This window comes from Hahella sp. KA22, assembly GCF_004135205.1.
Lineage (GTDB): Bacteria > Pseudomonadota > Gammaproteobacteria > Pseudomonadales > Oleiphilaceae > Hahella.
The window spans coordinates 1583878-1600705 of record NZ_CP035490.1 but is presented as its reverse complement, the minus strand read 5'-3'; the positions used below and the strand labels follow the sequence as shown (position 1 = coordinate 1600705).

Below are 16828 nucleotides of genomic sequence, written 5' to 3'. Positions count from 1 at the left end.
CTTTAATTACCTTGTTGCTTCGTTACGCCAGCCGCTTAGTTTCTGGCGTCATCGTTCACTCTTAATTTCTATCGGCTCCAGTCGCTACTGCAGCCCGCCTTCAGCCAATACTCCCGCTACAGAGCCGATGTCTCCCGCACCTTGCGTCAGCAGAAGATCTCCATCCTGAAGCACGCCGCTCAGCACTGCCTTCACATCCTGACCACGCTCAATGAATATCGGGTCAAGCTGACCGCGCTGCCGGATACTGCGACAGAGACTGCGTCCATCCGCTCCGGGGATTTCTTTTTCGCCCGCGGGATAAACGTCCATCAGCACCAGTACATCCACTTTGGATAACACCTGCACAAAGTCTTCATACAGGTCGCGGGTGCGTGTATAGCGATGGGGCTGGAATACTGTCACCAGACGCTTGTCCGGCCAGCCGTCGCGAATGGCTTTGATGGTGGCGTCCACCTCTCTGGGGTGATGTCCATAGTCATCAACCAGCATGACCGAGCCTTCGGCCACCGGATAATTTCCGTAAACCTGAAAACGGCGCCCCACGCCCTGAAATTTATTCAGCGCGGAGACAATCGCTTCGTCGGCAATACCTTCATCAGTCGCTACCGCAATCACCGCCAGCGCATTCAATACATTGTGCTTGCCCGGCATGTTCAGACTGATACGCAAGTCGGGCTGACCGCCAGGACGCTTAGTAGTAAAGGACGTCTGCATCCCCAGCTGTGCGATATCCACCGCCCGCACGTCCGCTTTCTCGTTAAACCCGTAGGTAATGACGGAGCGCCCTACGCGGGGGATAATTTCACGCACCACCGGGTCGTCGTAACACATCACCGCCACGCCGTAGAAAGGCAGGTTGTGCAGGAAGTCGACGAAGGTCTGCTTCAGCTTCTCGAAGTCGCCGCCATAGGTGTGCATATGGTCTGCGTCTATGTTTGTCACCACTGACACCATTGGCGTCAGGTGCAGGAACGACGCGTCGCTCTCGTCCGCCTCAGCCACCAGATATCGGGAGGCGCCCAGCTTGGCGTTAGTGCCAGCGCTGTTCAGACGACCGCCGATAACGAACGTTGGGTCCAGACCCGCTTCGCCCAAAACAGACGCCATCAGACTGGTTGTCGTTGTCTTGCCGTGAGTGCCCGCGATGGCGACGCCATGTCGGTAACGCATCAACTCCGCCAGCATTTCCGCACGGGCGATGACCGGAATACGCTGCTCGTTAGCCGCCGTCACTTCCGGGTTATCTTTGGCCACGGCGCTGGATGTCACCACCACATTGGCGCCGGCAATATTCTGCGCGGTATGGCCGAAGGTGATGATCGCCCCCATATCGCTCAAACGTCTGGTCGTGGCGGACTCTTTCAAGTCTGAGCCACTGATTTCATAGCCCTGGTTCAGCAGCACTTCCGCGATGCCGCACATACCGGAACCGCCGATCCCTACAAAATGTATGCGTCTGATACGGCGCATTTCGGGCGGTCCCCAAACGGTATTCTTCATAGTTGTCTCAGTCATTGGCGCATGCCTCCCAACAATACTTGACCACTTCTCTGGTCGCTTCGGGCTTGGCTAACGTCCGTGCGGCGTTCGCCATTTCCAGCAGTTTCTGCGGCTGCCCGAGCAGGGAAGTCAAAGTCTCAGCCAATCTTTCCACCGTTAAATTATCCTGTTGAAATATCTTCGCCGCTCCCGCCTGCTCCAAGTGCCGGGCATTCGCGGTCTGGTGATCGTCCACCGCATGTGGGTAGGGCGCCAGCAGCGCTCCCAGCCCCACAGTACAAAGCTCGGCAAGGGTCAACGCCCCTGCTCGACATAAAGCCAAATCAGCATTCGCGTAAACGCCAGCCATGTCTTGTAAAAAATCGTGGACTTCCGCCTCTACGCCCAAACTCGCATAGAGTTCACGACAGGCCTGGTCCTTACCCTCGCCCGCTTGATGCACAATTCGCGGACGCAAAGTCTCTGGTAAAGCCGCAATCGCTTTAGGCGCCGCTTCATTTAACGCCAGAGCGCCGCGACTGCCGCCTAGAATAAGCAGCGTAGGTTTTCTGGTTCCAACTCCGCGCTCCTGCGGCGAAGGCAACGCCGCCAATTCGTCTCTAACCGGATTACCCACGGTCACAACCGATTGCGCCTGAGCAAAGGTTTGCGGAAAGGCTTCCAATACATAGCGCGCGCCGCGGGCTAACCAACGGTTGGTCATTCCGGCAATCGCATTCTGTTCATGAATCACCAAGGGAGTGCCGGTCAAACAGGCCACGATGCCGCCAGGTCCTGACGCAAAGCCGCCCATTCCCAGCACACAATCGGGCTTTTCCTTACGGAACACGCTAAATGCCTGCCACAGGGCGCGCATCAGATTGACCGGCGCCATCAACAACGCAGCCGCGCCTTTGCCCCGCAAGCCGCCAATAGTGATTAATCGCATAGGAATGTCGGTGCGACCGATAATACGCTCCTCCATCCCTCCACGCGCCCCCAGCCAGACGACGTTCGCCCCCTGCTCACGCAGCGCCAGCGCAGACGCCAGCGCTGGGTACACATGCCCGCCTGTGCCACCCGCCATAACCAGAAAAGTCTTGCCGCTCATCGCTGCGCGCCTCCCCGGTTTTTCACTTTTGGCGACGTATCTTCATTCTGCTCGCCGCTCACTGCTTCGGAGCCAATTCGCAGCAAAATCGCCACGCACAGGCTACTGATAATCAAACTACTGCCACCGTAGCTGATCAGCGGCAACGTCAAACCTTTGGTTGGCAACAGCCCTGTGTTCACGCCCAGATTGATCAAAGCCTGACCGCCCAGCAACAGCGTGACGCCATAGCCGGTGTAGGCGTTAAACAGCTGACCCGCACGCTCCGCCATCCGCGATACATGCATGCCGCGCCACAGCAACACGCCAAACAACACGATAATCAACAAGCTACCCAGCAGACCCAACTCTTCCGCGATAATCGCGAACACGAAGTCGGTATGCGCTTCAGGCAGATAAAAAAGCTTTTGTATACTATTACCCAGACCTACGCCGCTCCACTCACCACGCCCGAAAGCAATCAGCGCCTGAGTCAGCTGATAACCGCTGTCAAACTGATCCGCCCAGGGATCGGTATAGGCCGTCAGCCGCTTCAAACGGTAGGGTTGTGATACCGCCAGCAACGCCACGCTACCCACGCAGAACATCAACAATGCGGCGAACCGGCTTAAAGCCACGCCGCTCAAAAAAATCATTCCCACCACTGCGCACATGGTGACGACCAGTGCGCCAAAGTCCGGCTCCATCAGCAGCAGCAACGCCACCAGCGTCAGCACCAGCAACGGCTTGGCGAAGCCCCACCAGCTACCGCGCACTTCGTCCAGACGACGCACCAGATAGCTGGCGGTGTATATCGCCAGACACACCTTGGCGATTTCCGACGCCTGGATATTGATTACTCCCAGACTGATCCAGCGGGTGCTGCCGTTAACTGTGCGCCCGATACCGGGAATCAGCACCGCCACCAGGAAGCCCAGCGCCACCACCAGCAATATCCAGCTTTGCTTGTGCCACCATTGCAGAGGCAGCCGCAAAATCACAAAGCCGACTGCAACGCCAGCCAGCAGGTACGACAAATGTCGCCACATGTAATACAAGGCCTGCCCATTAGCGTCGTCAGCGAAATCAACCGACGCCGAGGTCACCATAATCAAGCCAATCGCCGCCAACGCCAGGGCGGAGCCTAGCAAGGGCATATCCAGCGTCATCGTCTGGGTGTTTTTGGAAGCGGTAAGCGTTAACGCACTCATAACGCCCTCACCATTTGCTTGAACTGGTCGCCGCGATCCTCATAGTTTTTGAACATGTCAAAACTGGCGCAGGCTGGAGACAGCAACACCAGATCACCAGGCGAGGATTTTTCCGCCGCCAGCTTAACCGCCTCTTCCATCGTTCCGGCCGACAAAGCCATTGCGCCGCCAGCAAGGGCTTCTTTTATCTTGGGGCCGTCTTCACCAACAATAATCAGCGTGGACACCCACTCTTTCACCGCCGGAGCCAAAGGAGCAAAGTCCTGCCCTTTCCCTTGTCCGCCGCAAATCAACACGATTCCACCGCTCGTAACAGGGCCCAATCCGGCCAATGCAGCTTGAGTCGCTCCCACGTTGGTGGCTTTGGAGTCATTGATGTAGGCGACTCCGTCTTTGTCAGCCACCCATTCGCAACGGTGGGTCAGCCCCGTAAATTCTCTCAAAGCCTGCAAACAGGGCTCGCGCTCCAAACCTGCGGCATCCGCCAGCGCCAGCGCAGCCAGCGCGTTGCTCCAGTTGTGCTTACCGCGAATGCGCATCTGCTCTACCGGCAAAAGCTTCTCCGCGCCGTACGCCAGCCAGGCGCCGTCATTTTCTTCCAGCACGCCATACTGTCCTGGCTCAGGCTTCTTCAATGTGAACCAGGTAACATCCACGTCCCGGCTCAGGGGCGGTTGCGCCAACGCGTCATCGCGATTCAGTACTTGACGGCGGCAGCCGTAAAACACCCTCAACTTGGCGAGGTGGTAAGCCATCATGTCCGCATAACGATCCATATGGTCTTCCGACAGATTCAGCACTGTCGCCGCCAGAGCGCCCAAACGATCAGTCGTTTCCAGCTGGAAGCTGGACAACTCCACCACATACAACTCCACCCCATCCGCCAGCAGATCCAGCACAGGCGTTCCCAGATTGCCGCCCACGGCGACATTCACGCCGCAAGCCTTCGCCATCTCGCCGACCAGCGTGGTCACTGTGCTTTTGCCATTGGAGCCAGTGATAGCCAGAATGGGGGCATTAGCCTCGCGGCTGAATACATCTACATCGCCACAGATCTTGACTTGCCCTTTCACCGCCTGCAGGTCTGGATGACTCAGCGGCACACCAGGGCTCAACCAGATTTCGTCGGCGCTCGCCAACATGTCCTGATCAAGCTTGCCGGTCACCACCTGCACACCCGGATTAATCGCATTCAGCTCCGCCAGCCCAGGAGGATTTTCGCGCGTATCCATCACGCAAAAGCCATAACCGCGCCGTGTCAGATAATCCGCGCAGGACAGCCCGGTCTTACCTAGCCCGATAACAGCGATATTTCGGTCGCGCGCCAAAATCGACATGAACGAATTACCTGATCTTCAACGTCGCCAAACCAATCAGCACCAGCACTACGGTTATGACCCAAAACCGTACGATAACTCTCGGCTCCGGCCAGCCTTTGAGCTCAAAATGGTGGTGCAACGGAGCCATGCGGAATATACGCCTTCCGGTCAGCTTGTATGACGCCACCTGTAGAATCACGGACACCGTCTCCATTACGAACACGCCGCCCATTACAAAAAACACCAGTTCCTGACGGACGATGACCGCCACAACGCCAAGCGCGGCGCCAAGCGCCAGTGCGCCAACATCGCCCATGAACACTTGCGCCGGATAAGTGTTGAACCAGAGAAAGCCCAATCCTGCGCCGACCAGCGCCCCGAGGAAGATCACTAGTTCGCCGGTTCCCGGCAGATAAGGAATATGCAGGTATTCTGCAAACTTCACGTGACCGGACAAATAAGCGAACACGGCCAAGGCGCCGCCCACCATGACGGTTGGCATAATCGCCAGTCCATCCAGGCCGTCAGTCAGGTTGACGGCATTACTGCCGCCCACGATGACAAAATAGGTCAACAGGACAAACCCCACGCCAAGCGCCAAGGTGACATCTTTGAAGAAGGGAACGATCAACGTCGTTTCCTGCGGCAAATGAGCGGTCTTGAATAACACGACGGCCGCGCCAAAGCCGAACACGGACTGCCAGAAGTACTTCCAGCGCGCCGGCAGACCTTTAGGGTTTCTCTCGACGACTTTGCGCCAGTCATCCACCCAGCCGATAGCGCCGAACAACAGGGTCACGCCCAGTGTGATCAGGACGTAGCGATTGGTCAGGTCCGCCCACAGCAAGGTGCTCACTGCAATCGCCACCAAAATCAAAGCGCCGCCCATGGTCGGCGTGCCGGCTTTGCTGAAATGGCTCTCGGGGCCATCGTCTCTGACCGCTTGCCCGATCTGGTAATAGCTGAGCTTGCGAATCATTACCGGACCCACCAGCAAAGAGATCAGCAGCGCCGTTAAGACACCCAGGATCGCACGCAGCGTGAGGTACTGGAACACACTGAAAATGCTGAAATACTGCGCCAGGAAATCAGCTAACCAGACTAGCATTTAGCCCCGTCTCCCATCGCGTTTGATGAACGGACGTTCATACGATTTCATTTCTCCACAATCTGCTTCACAACATTTTCCATCGCCGCGCTCCGTGAGCCTTTCACCAACACAGTAGTGTTAGGGTCCAGGCGCTCGCGCAACCATGCGGCGATGTCGTCATGAGTAGTAACAACCGGGGACGCATCCCCGAAGCCTTCACGATATTCCGCCGCCCAGCGGCCTATTCCCAATAACATCTCTACGCCACTGTCCCTGGCGTATTGAGCAACCTCCCTATGTGCTTCCTCCGCAGCAGAACCCAGTTCCGCCATGTGCCCCAGCGCAACGATTCGACGCCCTGGATAGCGGGCCAGGACGTCAATCGCGGCCTTCACTGAAGTTGGGCTGGCATTGTATGTGTCATCAAGAATGACACTCCCATTAATTCCCAGTAACTTGTTCATGCGGCCTTTCACAGGAGCCGCCGACGCGAGCCCGTCGCGCACTTCACTCAAAGTCCATCCCAACGCCAGTGCGGCGGCCGCCGCGGCCAATGCGTTGCGAACGTTGTGTGCGCCCGGCAACGGCAGCGTCGCATCAATGTCTCCCTCCGGCGCGCATAACCGAAACGTGGAGCCGTTCAGCTCCAGGCTCACGTCTTGCGCTCTCACCATCGCAGACTCATCCATACCAAAGCTGATAACTTTGCGCGCCCCCGCCATTTCCACCCATGCGGAAAAGTTAGCGTCATCTTTGTTCAGCACCGCCACGCCATCTTCAGGTAAACCACAGACAATCTCGCCCTTGGCTTTAACGATGCTCGCCAGATCCCCAAACCCTTCGACATGCACGGCTGCCGCGTTATTCAGAATCGCCACTTGCGGGCGCGCAAGCGCCACTGTGTAGGCGATCTCTCCCACTGCACTGGCCCCCAGCTCAAACACCGCGCTTTTGTGAGCGTCAGTCAACTGCAGCAGGCTCAATGGCGCGCCAATGTGATTGTTGAAGTTGCCCTGGGTCTTACAGACCTCGCCGCGCTGAGACAATATAGAAGCCAGCAGCTCTTTCACCGTGGTCTTACCCGCGCTACCGGTGACAGCCGCCACTGGCCCGTTAAAGCGCTTCCGGTTCAGAGCGCCCAGCCGCCCCAGACCGATCAGGCTGTCGGGGACAATAATCTGCGCCACATCCACCGCCACTTTGCGTTGCGCCAGTATGGCGACAGCGCCCTGAGAGACGGCGGCGTCTACATATTCATGACCATCGAAGCGGTCGCCTTTCAGCGCAACGAACAAAGCGCCGGAGCAATCCGCCCGGGAGTCGGTCGTCACGCAGGTAAAAGCAACGTTGTCGCCTTCAGCCGCGCCGTCGACCGCTTTCGCTATGTCATTTGTCAACCAGTCTCCGATCATCGTCACTATCTCTTTTTCAAATTTCGCCGCTGGCGGAACTACTCTCGCCTCGTACGCCAGCGACAGAGGCCAGACAGTCACGGGCTATCTCAATGTCCGAGAATGGCATGCGCCGCCCTTGAATCTCCTGGTAATCCTCATGCCCTTTGCCAGCCAGTAAAATCACATCCTCCCGGGCGGCATGCTCTACCGCGAAACGAATGGCGTCATTTCGAGGACGCACCACTTGAAAGTGCGCGCCTTGTTCCACGCCTTTCACAATCTGCGCGACGATACTTTCCGGATCTTCCCCGCGAGGATTGTCATCAGTCAGCACCACCTCATCCGCATATTGCGCGGCGACAGCCCCCATCAAAGGCCGCTTGCCTGGATCACGGTCGCCGCCGCAGCCAAACACGCACCAAAGACGCCCGGGGCAGTGCCTGCGCGCCGCCTTCAATGCAACTTCCAAGGCATCCGGCGTGTGCGCGTAATCCACCACAACAGTCGGAGCCTTGTCTTCATGCAGCGGCTGCATGCGACCAGTCACTGGCGTTAATCGCGCCATCTGCTGACGCACGGCCTGCGGTTCCGCCTTCAATGCCGACAGGGCCGCACACGCAGCCAACGCATTGGATAAATTAAACTCGCCAACCAGCGCTAAGCGCGCAGGTTCACGGGTCGCGCCAAAATCAAGCTCAAAGCTCATTCCATCCGCGTCAAAATGTACGTCTTCCGCACAGACGTTCGCCGCGGTCTTATCTCGTTTTCCGACGCTGAACGTCAGCGTTTTCGGCCCTTGCAGTTCTTGCGCCCAGCGCGCGCCGTATGGGTCATCCTGATTGAAGACTTTCCAGCGCACTGAATCCGACAGGAACAGCCGCTTTTTGGCTTCAGCGTACGCCTCTAGCGTGCCGTGATAATCCAGGTGGTCCCGAGTGATGTTGGTCAACACCGCCACATCAAAGTTAACGCCCGCCGCTCTGTCCTGATCCAGCGCATGGGAAGAGACCTCCATCGCCACCAGTTCAATGCCTTCGTTGCGCAACTCCGCCAGCACCCGATGCAGAGACACGGCATCCGGCGTGGTGTGCGTCGTCGCCTTCAGACTGTTCGGGCGACCGTAGCCAAGTGTTCCGACTACCGCCGCCGACATTCCCATCCCTTCCGCCAGTTGCGCAACGTAATGGGTGACGGAGGACTTACCGTTGGTACCAGTGACACCCACCACTTTCATGCGATGCGTCGCCTGACCAAAGAAACGGTGCGCGATAATCCCAACTACTGGCCGCACGTTATCGAGCTCAATAAAGACCACATCGCCTTTTTCATAAACATGCTGACGCGTTCCTGGCAGCAGCACTGCACGCGCGCCTCTGGCCAACGCGTCCTCTACATACTGAGCGCCATTTGAGCTGACGCCCTCAGCCGCGACAAACAAAGCGCCACTGGTGACTTTTCTGCTGTCCTGCTGGATATCAGACACCCAGCAGTCCAAAGCGGCCGGCACCTCCGCAATTCCCTTTAACAGTTCCGCCAGTCGTTGTTGCGCGACACCCGGCATATCAGCCTCCATTCCTTTTGCTATCGGAGCCGCTTGCTCCTGCTACCACAGGGATAGCCCGATCCGGCGCCACATTTAGCAGGCGCAACGCATTGGCCACCACTCTGGCGAAAACCGGCGCGGAGACTTCTCCGCCGTAATATTCCGAGCCCTGTGGTTCATTCATCAGGATCGCCATGGCCAGTCTGGGCTTCTCAACCGGAGCCAAACCTGCAAACACCGCGTTATAGGCGTCATCCGCATAGCCATGCTCGCCAACTTTGTGAGTGGTGCCGGTTTTACCCGCCACACGATACTCGGCGACATGCGCCCGGGTTCCCGTGCCGCCTTTCAGCACCACTGTCTCCAGCATTTCTCTGATCTGCTTGGAAATACCCGCTGGCATAACCTGTTGCGGAGAAACACCTTGCTGCCCGCCCCTAATCAAACTTACTGGTCTGCGCACGCCATCTGCGGCGATTGCCATGTATGACTGCGCCAACTGCAGCGTCGTTACAGACAGCCCGTAGCCGTATGACAGAGTAGCCAGACGAATGGGCTGCCATTTGGTGAAATTCGGCAGCACGCCCACCGCTTCACCTGGAAACTCAATACCGGACGACTGTCCAAAGCCAGCTTGGTAGAAGGTTTCAAAAACCGCTTCTCCGCCAATTTTCAGCGCCACTTTGCTGGTGCCGACGTTACTGGACTTGGTGATGATGGAAACCAGGTCCAGCGAGCCATAGTCACGAGCGTCGCGAATAGTCTGCCCATTTAAACGCAGGAAACCCGGACTGGTGTTGATCCGGGTTTCTGCTGTAACACTCCCTGTCTTAAGCGCTGCGGCTATCGACAGGGGTTTGACAGTGGACCCGGGCTCGAACAAATCCGTCACCGCCCGATTTCGCAACCCCGAGGGGTTCATACTGTCTCGATTGTTGGGGTTGAACGAGGGTTGATTCACCATCGCCAACACCTCGCCGGTCCTCACATCCAATATCACCAGTGATCCGGACTTTGCGTGGTGCGCCTCAACCGCCGCCTTTAATTCCCGATACGCCATATACTGCAGGCGCAAATCGATACTGAGCTGTAAATCCGTACCGGATTGCGCGTCTTGCAGCAGACTCAAATCCTTAATCACATATCCGCGGCGGTCTTTTAGGACCTTTTTGCTGCCATTAACGCCGCGTAGATATTGATCAAAAGCCAGCTCAATGCCTTCCTGGCCTTTTTCGTCGATATCCGTGATGCCAACAATATGCGCCGCTACTTCCCCGGCAGGGTAATAGCGTTTAAATTCGCGTTTTGCGTAAAGCCCTTGCAGCTTCAGGTCCATCGCCAAACGCCCGGTTTCCGGGGATAGTTGACGCTGTACGTAAATAAACTCTTTGCCCTTATGCCGACGCAGTCTCTTCACCATCTCGTCGGACTGCATACCGAGCAACTCCGCCAGCTTATGCCAACCTTCATCATTCTCCTGCGCTTCTTGCGGGTTCGCCCACAAGGTCACAACCGGAGCGCTGACCGCCAAAGGCTCGCCGTTACGATCCAGTATCTTGCCGCGCGTCGCCTGAATCGGCTCAACCCGAACAGTGCGCATGTCGCCTTGCGAACGCAGGAATTCATGATTGATCACCTGCAAGTCGATAACACGCCAGACCAGCACGATAAAACACGCGACCAACACGATAGCTACAGCGTAATAACGCCAGAGCATCGCCGGAGCCGCTTGTCCGCTCTCGGCCTGCTCCATGGCGCCACGCTGAGCTGTCCGCCGGTCGTTGGCTTTCATCTCACTATCTCTATCTTGGTGGCGTCAGGCACATGCATGCCGAAACGCTGATCCGCAATCTGCTCCACTCGGCTATGCGCGCTCCAAGCGCTTTCTTCCAGCAATAGCTGGGTCCATTCACGCTCATAGCGGTCTTTATCCCGCTGCAGCGTCTGTAGCTCAATAAACTGCTGCCGGTTCAAATGCACGGCATACACCGTAGCGACGCCGGACACCACCAGAGCCGCCAACAGTGACAAAGTTATCAGCGCCCGTCCCTTGACCATGCTGACGGCAAGGCGACACGTCTCACCCCACCACTCCAGTACGACAGGCAAAATCGGCTCACGAACCGTTTTGCTGCGTCTTGTCGTCAGTGGCGTGGCCTGACCTGTAGAACGAATCAAAATCATCAACATTTCTCCAATACACGCATTACGGCGCTGCGCGCCCGTACATTGGCCGCGAGCTCAGTTTCGCCTGCGCGGATTTTCTTACCTACCAATTTGGCTTTTGGCGGCGCATCATCCACCACCGGCAGCCATTTCGGAGTCTTAGGCCCTCGTACAATATCCCGCATGTACTGTTTGACCATGCGATCTTCGAGAGAATGGAAGCTGATAACCGTCAGACGCCCGCCCGGCTTAAGCACTCCGAACGCCTGCTCCAACCCTTGGGCCAGATCGTCCAACTCCCTGTTGATGTATATCCTGATAGCCTGAAACGCTCGCGTCGCCGGGTTTTTGCCTTTCTCCCAACGTGGGTTAGCCGCCGCGACTATTTCCGCCAACTGCAAGGTTCGAGTAATGGGTTGGGTCTGACGCGCCGCCACAATGGCTTTCGCCATCCGTCGCGCAAAACGCTCTTCACCCAGATCCCAAAGCACCTTGCTAATCTCTTCTTCTTTTGCGGTATTCACCCATTCTGAAGCAGACTGGCCGCTGTCCGGGTCCATCCGCATATCCAAAGGCCCGTCCTGCATAAAGCTGAAGCCCCTTTCGGCTTCATCCAACTGCGGGGAGGAAACACCCAAATCAAGCAGTACGCCATCAACTCCAGGCCATTGCAGTTCCGCAACAAACGAGGCCATGTCAGCAAAGGAGCCTTGCCGGAATAGAAATCTGTCATCGCCAGAAAACCTTTCCATCGCCGTCCGCCTCGCACGTGGATCTTTGTCGATACCCAGCAGTCGCCCTTGCGGCCCCAGCGCTTTCAATATCTCCGCACTGTGTCCGCCGCGCCCGAAGGTGCCGTCTATATAAAGCCCATCCGCCTCGACGCCCAGAGCCTCAACAGCCTCGGCCAATAAAACCGTTACGTGTCCGTATTGATTACTTTCCATAGTGTTATAGCGCGATGTTCATCAGTTCTTCTGGGACATCCTGACCAAGCGCATCCTCGTCCAAATATTCATCGCGCCGCTTCGTCCAGTGATCTTCGTCCCACAACTCAAACTTCTTACCCTGACCCAATAGAATCAATTTTTTATCCAGATATGCGTATTCACGTAACGGCTGGGACAACAACACGCGTCCCGCACCATCAATTTCAAGTTCAGTGGCGTGGCCCAATAAAAGCCGCTGGATACGCCGAGTCGCCGGGTTATACGCGGGTAGCGCGGCGATTTGGCTTTCAATCTGCTCCCACTCCGGCAGTGGATAAATCAGAAGGCAGCGTTCTTGTGTATCAATGGTTGCAATCATTTGGTTATTGCTTATTTCGGCAATACGATCCCGGTAACGCGTCGGCATAGCAAAGCGCCCCTTTGAATCCATGTTGATCGCATTGACCCCTCTAAACACTTATTTGCCCATCTCAGAAGGTTTTCGCCACAAAAAACCACAATCATCCACTTTTACCCACTTTTACACACTATAGAAAGCGGAAGGCAACATTTCAAGATGATTAAGTTACGGATGGGTCAATAATTTCCTCTTAAAAGACAAGTAGTTACAGAAAAAAAGGGGAAAAAATAGACAGATTTGAGACAAAAATAGCTTTGCAATCAAAGCGCTAGGGGAATTTCTTTAGATACAAGCTCGCATCTAAGAATATTTAGCTATAAAGACTGCATTGGTAAATAAAACGAGGTATGTGCACGCCCAATTATCGGCCGCACAGTTTCATTGTTAAGGGAAGTTAACCCTGAAACTCTCATACGCAAGAGTTTCAGGGTTATAAAGAGAAAAGAAGAGCTTGTCTGTAAGCCGGGTTCTGTCGTGGACAGTCATTCATCTGGGATGCATGTCGCCATGCACCTCTAGCGACCTACCCGGACCCAGCGTGGGCCACGCCATTGGGTCCCTATTTGGTCTTGCTCCGAGTGGGGTTTTCCATCGCCATGGACTGTTACCAGCCATGCGGTGCGCTCTTACCGCACCATTTCAACCTTACCGTTCTGCCGAAGCAGACTTAGGCGGTATACTTTCTGTTGCACTTTCCGTCGACTCGCGCCGCCCAGGCGTTACCTGGCACTTTGCCCTGTGGAGCCCGGACTTTCCTCCATCCCGCGCCCAATAAAGGATGCGAAACAGCGACTGCCTAACAAGCTCTGGCGGCAAGATTAGCGATTTCCCTCTCCCGACACAAGCTTTGCGCCAGCAAGTCACAAAAGAAGTCGCAAACTTACTCGCCCTTTAAGGCCAGCGCCTGCTGATAAAGCTCATTTTTACCGACTCCCGTCAATGAAGACGCCAGCGCCGCCGCCTTTTTAACAGGCAATTCTTTAAGCAACGCCTGCAACAGTTGCGAGACTTTGATTTCCACAGAGTCGCCTTGCTCTTTACGCTCCCCCTTCACCAACACGACGAACTCACCGCGCTGCTGATTTCCATCCGCCAGCATCCAGGCTTTAACCTCCTGAACGCAGCCAGCCTTTATCGTCTCAAAGGTTTTGGTCAACTCTCTGGCGATCACCACCTCCCTGGCGGGCCCCATCACAGCCTCTAAATCTTCCATCATCGCCAAGATCCGGTGAGGAGACTCATAAAACACCATCGTCCGAGGCTCTTCAGTCAGCTCCTGCAAACGCCCACGTCGTCCGGAACCCTTGGCGGGCAGAAACCCCTCAAAGACAAACCGTTCACTCGGCATACCTGAGGCGGACAAAGCCGCCACCAGCGCACAGGCGCCGGGTACTGGCGTGACGACGAAGCCCGCCTCTCTGGTCGCCCGCACCAAGGGAAACCCTGGATCCGATATCAGCGGCGTCCCGGCATCAGATATCAGAGCGATAGATTTCCCTACCGCCAGCTCTGACAACAAACGCTCTGTTTTCGACTCTTCATTGAATTGATGCAAAGAGGTCATCGGCGCATCAACGCCAAAATGACTCAATAACTTGCCGCTGTGCCGAGTGTCTTCCGCCGCAATCAGGTCCACCGACTTCAAGATCGCGACCGCCCTGGGAGTCATGTCATCCAAATTACCAATTGGGGTCGCTACTATGTATAAAACACCCTTTGCTTCGCTCATAATTCTTTCATCTTGTTAATAACTGAAATTTCCACCCCAACCTTGGCCTTTGCTAGAATGGCCGTTGCTTTTATATTTACACTCGGCTTCTCGCATATCGCCGCCATTATATAACCGCCGCGGCCGGCCTAAGTTAACCATAAAACCGGCCTGACTTATAACTATTGCTCTCTGGTAAGCGCATGCAGCGAAAACATAATTATCCATTGCACGTCCTGCTTTTAACATTACTCCTGTCTTTTTTAAGCGGCTGTGAGGGCTTACCCGTCAAAGGCGGCGACTCCAGCTCGCAAGGCGCAACTTCTCAGGACGAAGCGGAAAGAGAGCTCCAGCTTGCTCAAAATACGCTACCGCCCGAGCAGGCCAACCATAAATTAAAAGCGCTGGACATTTACCTGGCGCGAGGCGACCACGCAAACGCACAAAAAGTGGTGGACTCCATCAATTCCACCACCCTGACCCTGCCCCAAATGGAACAGTATATTATCCTCGGCGCCACACTGGCCCTGGAGCAGAACCGACCAGACCAAGCCCTTTCTTATTTCAACGCAGCCCCATCAGGCGCTTTCGCCAGCCGACCAGTGGACATTCAGCTTCGCGCCAATGAATTGCACGCCAAAGCGCTTATGGCGACAGGCTCTTCATTGGACGCCGCACAGCTCCTTGTTTACGCATCAGGCCTCTATACTGGAGAAGAGTATTGGCATGTACTGGATGACGCTTGGAACGCCTTGCGCGCCACGCCCAGCTTGGAGCTGAGCCGCGCGCTGGAAACAGCGCAAGACTATGACTGGCGCGGCTGGCTTGAACTGATTACCGCCGTACGCCAAAACCAGTTCAGCCTGGAAATGCAACTGGCGGCCCTGAAAAGCTGGCGCCAGCAATGGGCCGATCATCCCGCAGCAAAAAGACTCCCCGCCGAACTCAAGATGCTCGCAGAGCTGCCCAATGAGCGCCCCAGCAAAATCGCACTGCTGGCGCCGCTAAGCGGCAATCTGGCCAAAGCAGGGGAAGCTATTCGCGACGGCTTCCTGGCGGCCTACTACCAGGATATCAACAGCAGCGAGAGCAACGGACAAGGACCGGAAATTCAAATTATAGACTCAGGCTCTATCGAAAATATCGCCGACCTCTATCTCTCGTTGCAGCTGGAAGGCTACGACCTGATTATTGGCCCACTGGAGAAAGAGGCCGTCGCCCAGCTCGCAGGATTCCCCGAACTTGATCCCCCTGTGCTCGCATTGAATTACCTGGACGAAGGCGTCACTCCACCTCCCGGCATGTACCAATACGGGCTGGCCGCCGAAGACGAAGTTCGCCAAATAGCCAGAAAGCTGATGTCGGAAGGAAAACGCGGCGTCGCAGTGATTTATCCTGACTCGCCATGGGCGATAAAACTCGCCAGCGTACTGGACAGAGAATATGAAGCAGCCAACCTACCTTTACCCATCCCATACAAATATGTAGAGGGCGAAAACTATTCAGACGGTATCGCCCATCTGCTGCAGATCAACGCAAGCAAGCAAAGAGCCAGAAAGCTGAAGTCAGTTGCTGGTAAATTTGAGTATGAGCCGCGCCGCCGACAGGACATTGATGCGATCATCATGATCTCTACGCCTTATGTGGCCAGACAGCTAAAACCCTTACTGCTGTTTCACTATGCCAGCGACTTGCCTGTTTACGCCACATCGCAAATTTACGGTGGCGTCCCTCAACCAGACAAAGACCATGATTTGAATGGCATTCATTTTACGGAAACGCCCTGGTTATTGAGCCAGTCATTGCCACTCAAACAAGATATTCGTTATGTCGCGGACACCACTCGCTATGAAAGACTGTATGCAATGGGCGCCGACGCTTACACTATCGCACCACGACTCAGCCTCATGCGGCAATTCCCTGACAGCCAGATACAAGGCGCAACAGGAAATCTATTTATGAATGACGCCCAGCAAATTCGCCGCATTCTGGAATGGGCGATCTTTGAGAGAGGCGTGGCGAAAGCAGAGTTAAACAGCCCAGAGCCAATCTCTCAATAATGCCCTTTAAGCGCCTGATCAAGTCTATTGATATTGGCCGCGCAGCAGAAAGCCAAGCGGAGAATTTCGCACGCGCTCAAGGACTCACTATCATTGAGCGCAACTTTCGCTGCAAAGGAGGAGAGATTGACCTCATCGCCAAACACGGCGAGCACTTGGTATTTATAGAAGTGCGCCACAGAAGCAGCGATAAGTTTGGCAGCGCAGCAGAATCTATTACTCAAAAAAAGCAGCAACGCATTATCCTTGCCGCAAACATATACCTTCAGAAGAAAGGTTTAACAAACATGCCATGCCGATTTGATGCTATCGTGGGAAACCTCAAATCAAACACCGGCTTTCAATGGATACCAGACGCATTTAGCTGCTGGTGACGCACACCCTATCGCACCAACGCACATCACCGTTAATTCCG

14 protein-coding genes and 1 other RNA gene are annotated in these 16828 nt (G+C 55.6%); 2 read left to right on the top strand and 13 right to left on the bottom strand.

The genetic code is table 11. The features are described from left to right. Nucleotides 1-84: 84 nt before the first annotated feature. The 13 genes from murC to rsmI form a co-directional block, all read right to left on the bottom strand. Entirely contained in the window at nucleotides 85-1518 is a 1434-nt protein-coding gene (murC, locus tag EUZ85_RS07115) for a UDP-N-acetylmuramate--L-alanine ligase (protein ID WP_370454921.1), read from the bottom strand. Further along, nucleotides 1511-2593: an undecaprenyldiphospho-muramoylpentapeptide beta-N-acetylglucosaminyltransferase gene (gene murG, locus EUZ85_RS07110; RefSeq protein ID WP_127968636.1), complete on the bottom strand. Its 1083-nt coding sequence runs from the start codon at nucleotides 2591-2593 to the stop codon at nucleotides 1511-1513. Before murG ends, murC begins: the two co-directional genes overlap by 8 nt. Beyond that, nucleotides 2590-3783 carry a putative lipid II flippase FtsW gene (ftsW, locus tag EUZ85_RS07105; protein ID WP_127968635.1) on the bottom strand — a complete coding sequence of 398 codons (1194 nt, stop codon included), beginning with the start codon at nucleotides 3781-3783 and terminating at the stop codon, nucleotides 2590-2592. The genes murG and ftsW overlap by 4 nt, the downstream gene beginning before the upstream one ends. Next, nucleotides 3780-5120: a UDP-N-acetylmuramoyl-L-alanine--D-glutamate ligase gene (gene murD / locus EUZ85_RS07100; protein WP_127968634.1), complete on the bottom strand. Its 1341-nt coding sequence runs from the start codon at nucleotides 5118-5120 to the stop codon at nucleotides 3780-3782. Before murD ends, ftsW begins: the two co-directional genes overlap by 4 nt. A gap of 7 nt (nucleotides 5121-5127) precedes the next feature. Continuing rightward, complete coding sequence (gene mraY / locus EUZ85_RS07095; protein WP_127968633.1) at nucleotides 5128-6210, bottom strand: phospho-N-acetylmuramoyl-pentapeptide-transferase; 1083 nt, start codon at nucleotides 6208-6210, stop codon at nucleotides 5128-5130. Nucleotides 6211-6257: 47 nt separating this feature from the next. After that, nucleotides 6258-7589: a UDP-N-acetylmuramoyl-tripeptide--D-alanyl-D-alanine ligase gene (murF, locus tag EUZ85_RS07090; RefSeq protein WP_241566979.1), complete on the bottom strand. Its 1332-nt coding sequence runs from the start codon at nucleotides 7587-7589 to the stop codon at nucleotides 6258-6260. A gap of 31 nt (nucleotides 7590-7620) precedes the next feature. Then, nucleotides 7621-9147 (bottom strand): UDP-N-acetylmuramoyl-L-alanyl-D-glutamate--2,6-diaminopimelate ligase, encoded by a 1527-nt coding sequence (locus tag EUZ85_RS07085; protein ID WP_127968631.1) that lies wholly within the window; start codon nucleotides 9145-9147, stop codon nucleotides 7621-7623. Nucleotide 9148: 1 nt separating this feature from the next. Then, nucleotides 9149-10921 (bottom strand): penicillin-binding protein 2, encoded by a 1773-nt coding sequence (locus tag EUZ85_RS07080; RefSeq protein ID WP_127968630.1) that lies wholly within the window; start codon nucleotides 10919-10921, stop codon nucleotides 9149-9151. Beyond that, complete coding sequence (ftsL, locus tag EUZ85_RS07075) at nucleotides 10918-11313, bottom strand: cell division protein FtsL (RefSeq protein WP_127968629.1); 396 nt, start codon at nucleotides 11311-11313, stop codon at nucleotides 10918-10920. The genes EUZ85_RS07080 and ftsL overlap by 4 nt, the downstream gene beginning before the upstream one ends. Continuing rightward, the gene (gene rsmH / locus EUZ85_RS07070; protein ID WP_127968628.1) at nucleotides 11313-12242 is read right to left on the bottom strand and encodes a 16S rRNA (cytosine(1402)-N(4))-methyltransferase RsmH; all 930 of its coding nucleotides are present in this window, start codon (nucleotides 12240-12242) and stop codon (nucleotides 11313-11315) included. The genes ftsL and rsmH overlap by 1 nt, the downstream gene beginning before the upstream one ends. 4 nt (nucleotides 12243-12246) lie before the next feature. Continuing rightward, nucleotides 12247-12702: a division/cell wall cluster transcriptional repressor MraZ gene (mraZ, locus tag EUZ85_RS07065; protein WP_041598950.1), complete on the bottom strand. Its 456-nt coding sequence runs from the start codon at nucleotides 12700-12702 to the stop codon at nucleotides 12247-12249. A gap of 385 nt (nucleotides 12703-13087) precedes the next feature. Then, nucleotides 13088-13453: RNase P RNA component class A (gene rnpB / locus EUZ85_RS07060), an RNA gene on the bottom strand. Between the two features lie 72 nt (nucleotides 13454-13525). After that, a complete protein-coding gene (rsmI, locus tag EUZ85_RS07055; RefSeq protein WP_127968627.1) occupies nucleotides 13526-14374 on the bottom strand; it encodes a 16S rRNA (cytidine(1402)-2'-O)-methyltransferase in 849 nt (282 codons plus the stop codon). Between the two features lie 182 nt (nucleotides 14375-14556). Here rsmI and EUZ85_RS07050 point away from each other — a divergent pair, with 182 nt between their 5' ends. Beyond that, the gene (locus EUZ85_RS07050) at nucleotides 14557-16413 is read left to right on the top strand and encodes a penicillin-binding protein activator (protein WP_127968626.1); all 1857 of its coding nucleotides are present in this window, start codon (nucleotides 14557-14559) and stop codon (nucleotides 16411-16413) included. Then, nucleotides 16413-16787 carry a YraN family protein gene (locus EUZ85_RS07045; protein WP_127968625.1) on the top strand — a complete coding sequence of 125 codons (375 nt, stop codon included), beginning with the start codon at nucleotides 16413-16415 and terminating at the stop codon, nucleotides 16785-16787. The genes EUZ85_RS07050 and EUZ85_RS07045 overlap by 1 nt, the downstream gene beginning before the upstream one ends. The last annotated feature ends 41 nt before the right edge of the window (nucleotides 16788-16828 follow it).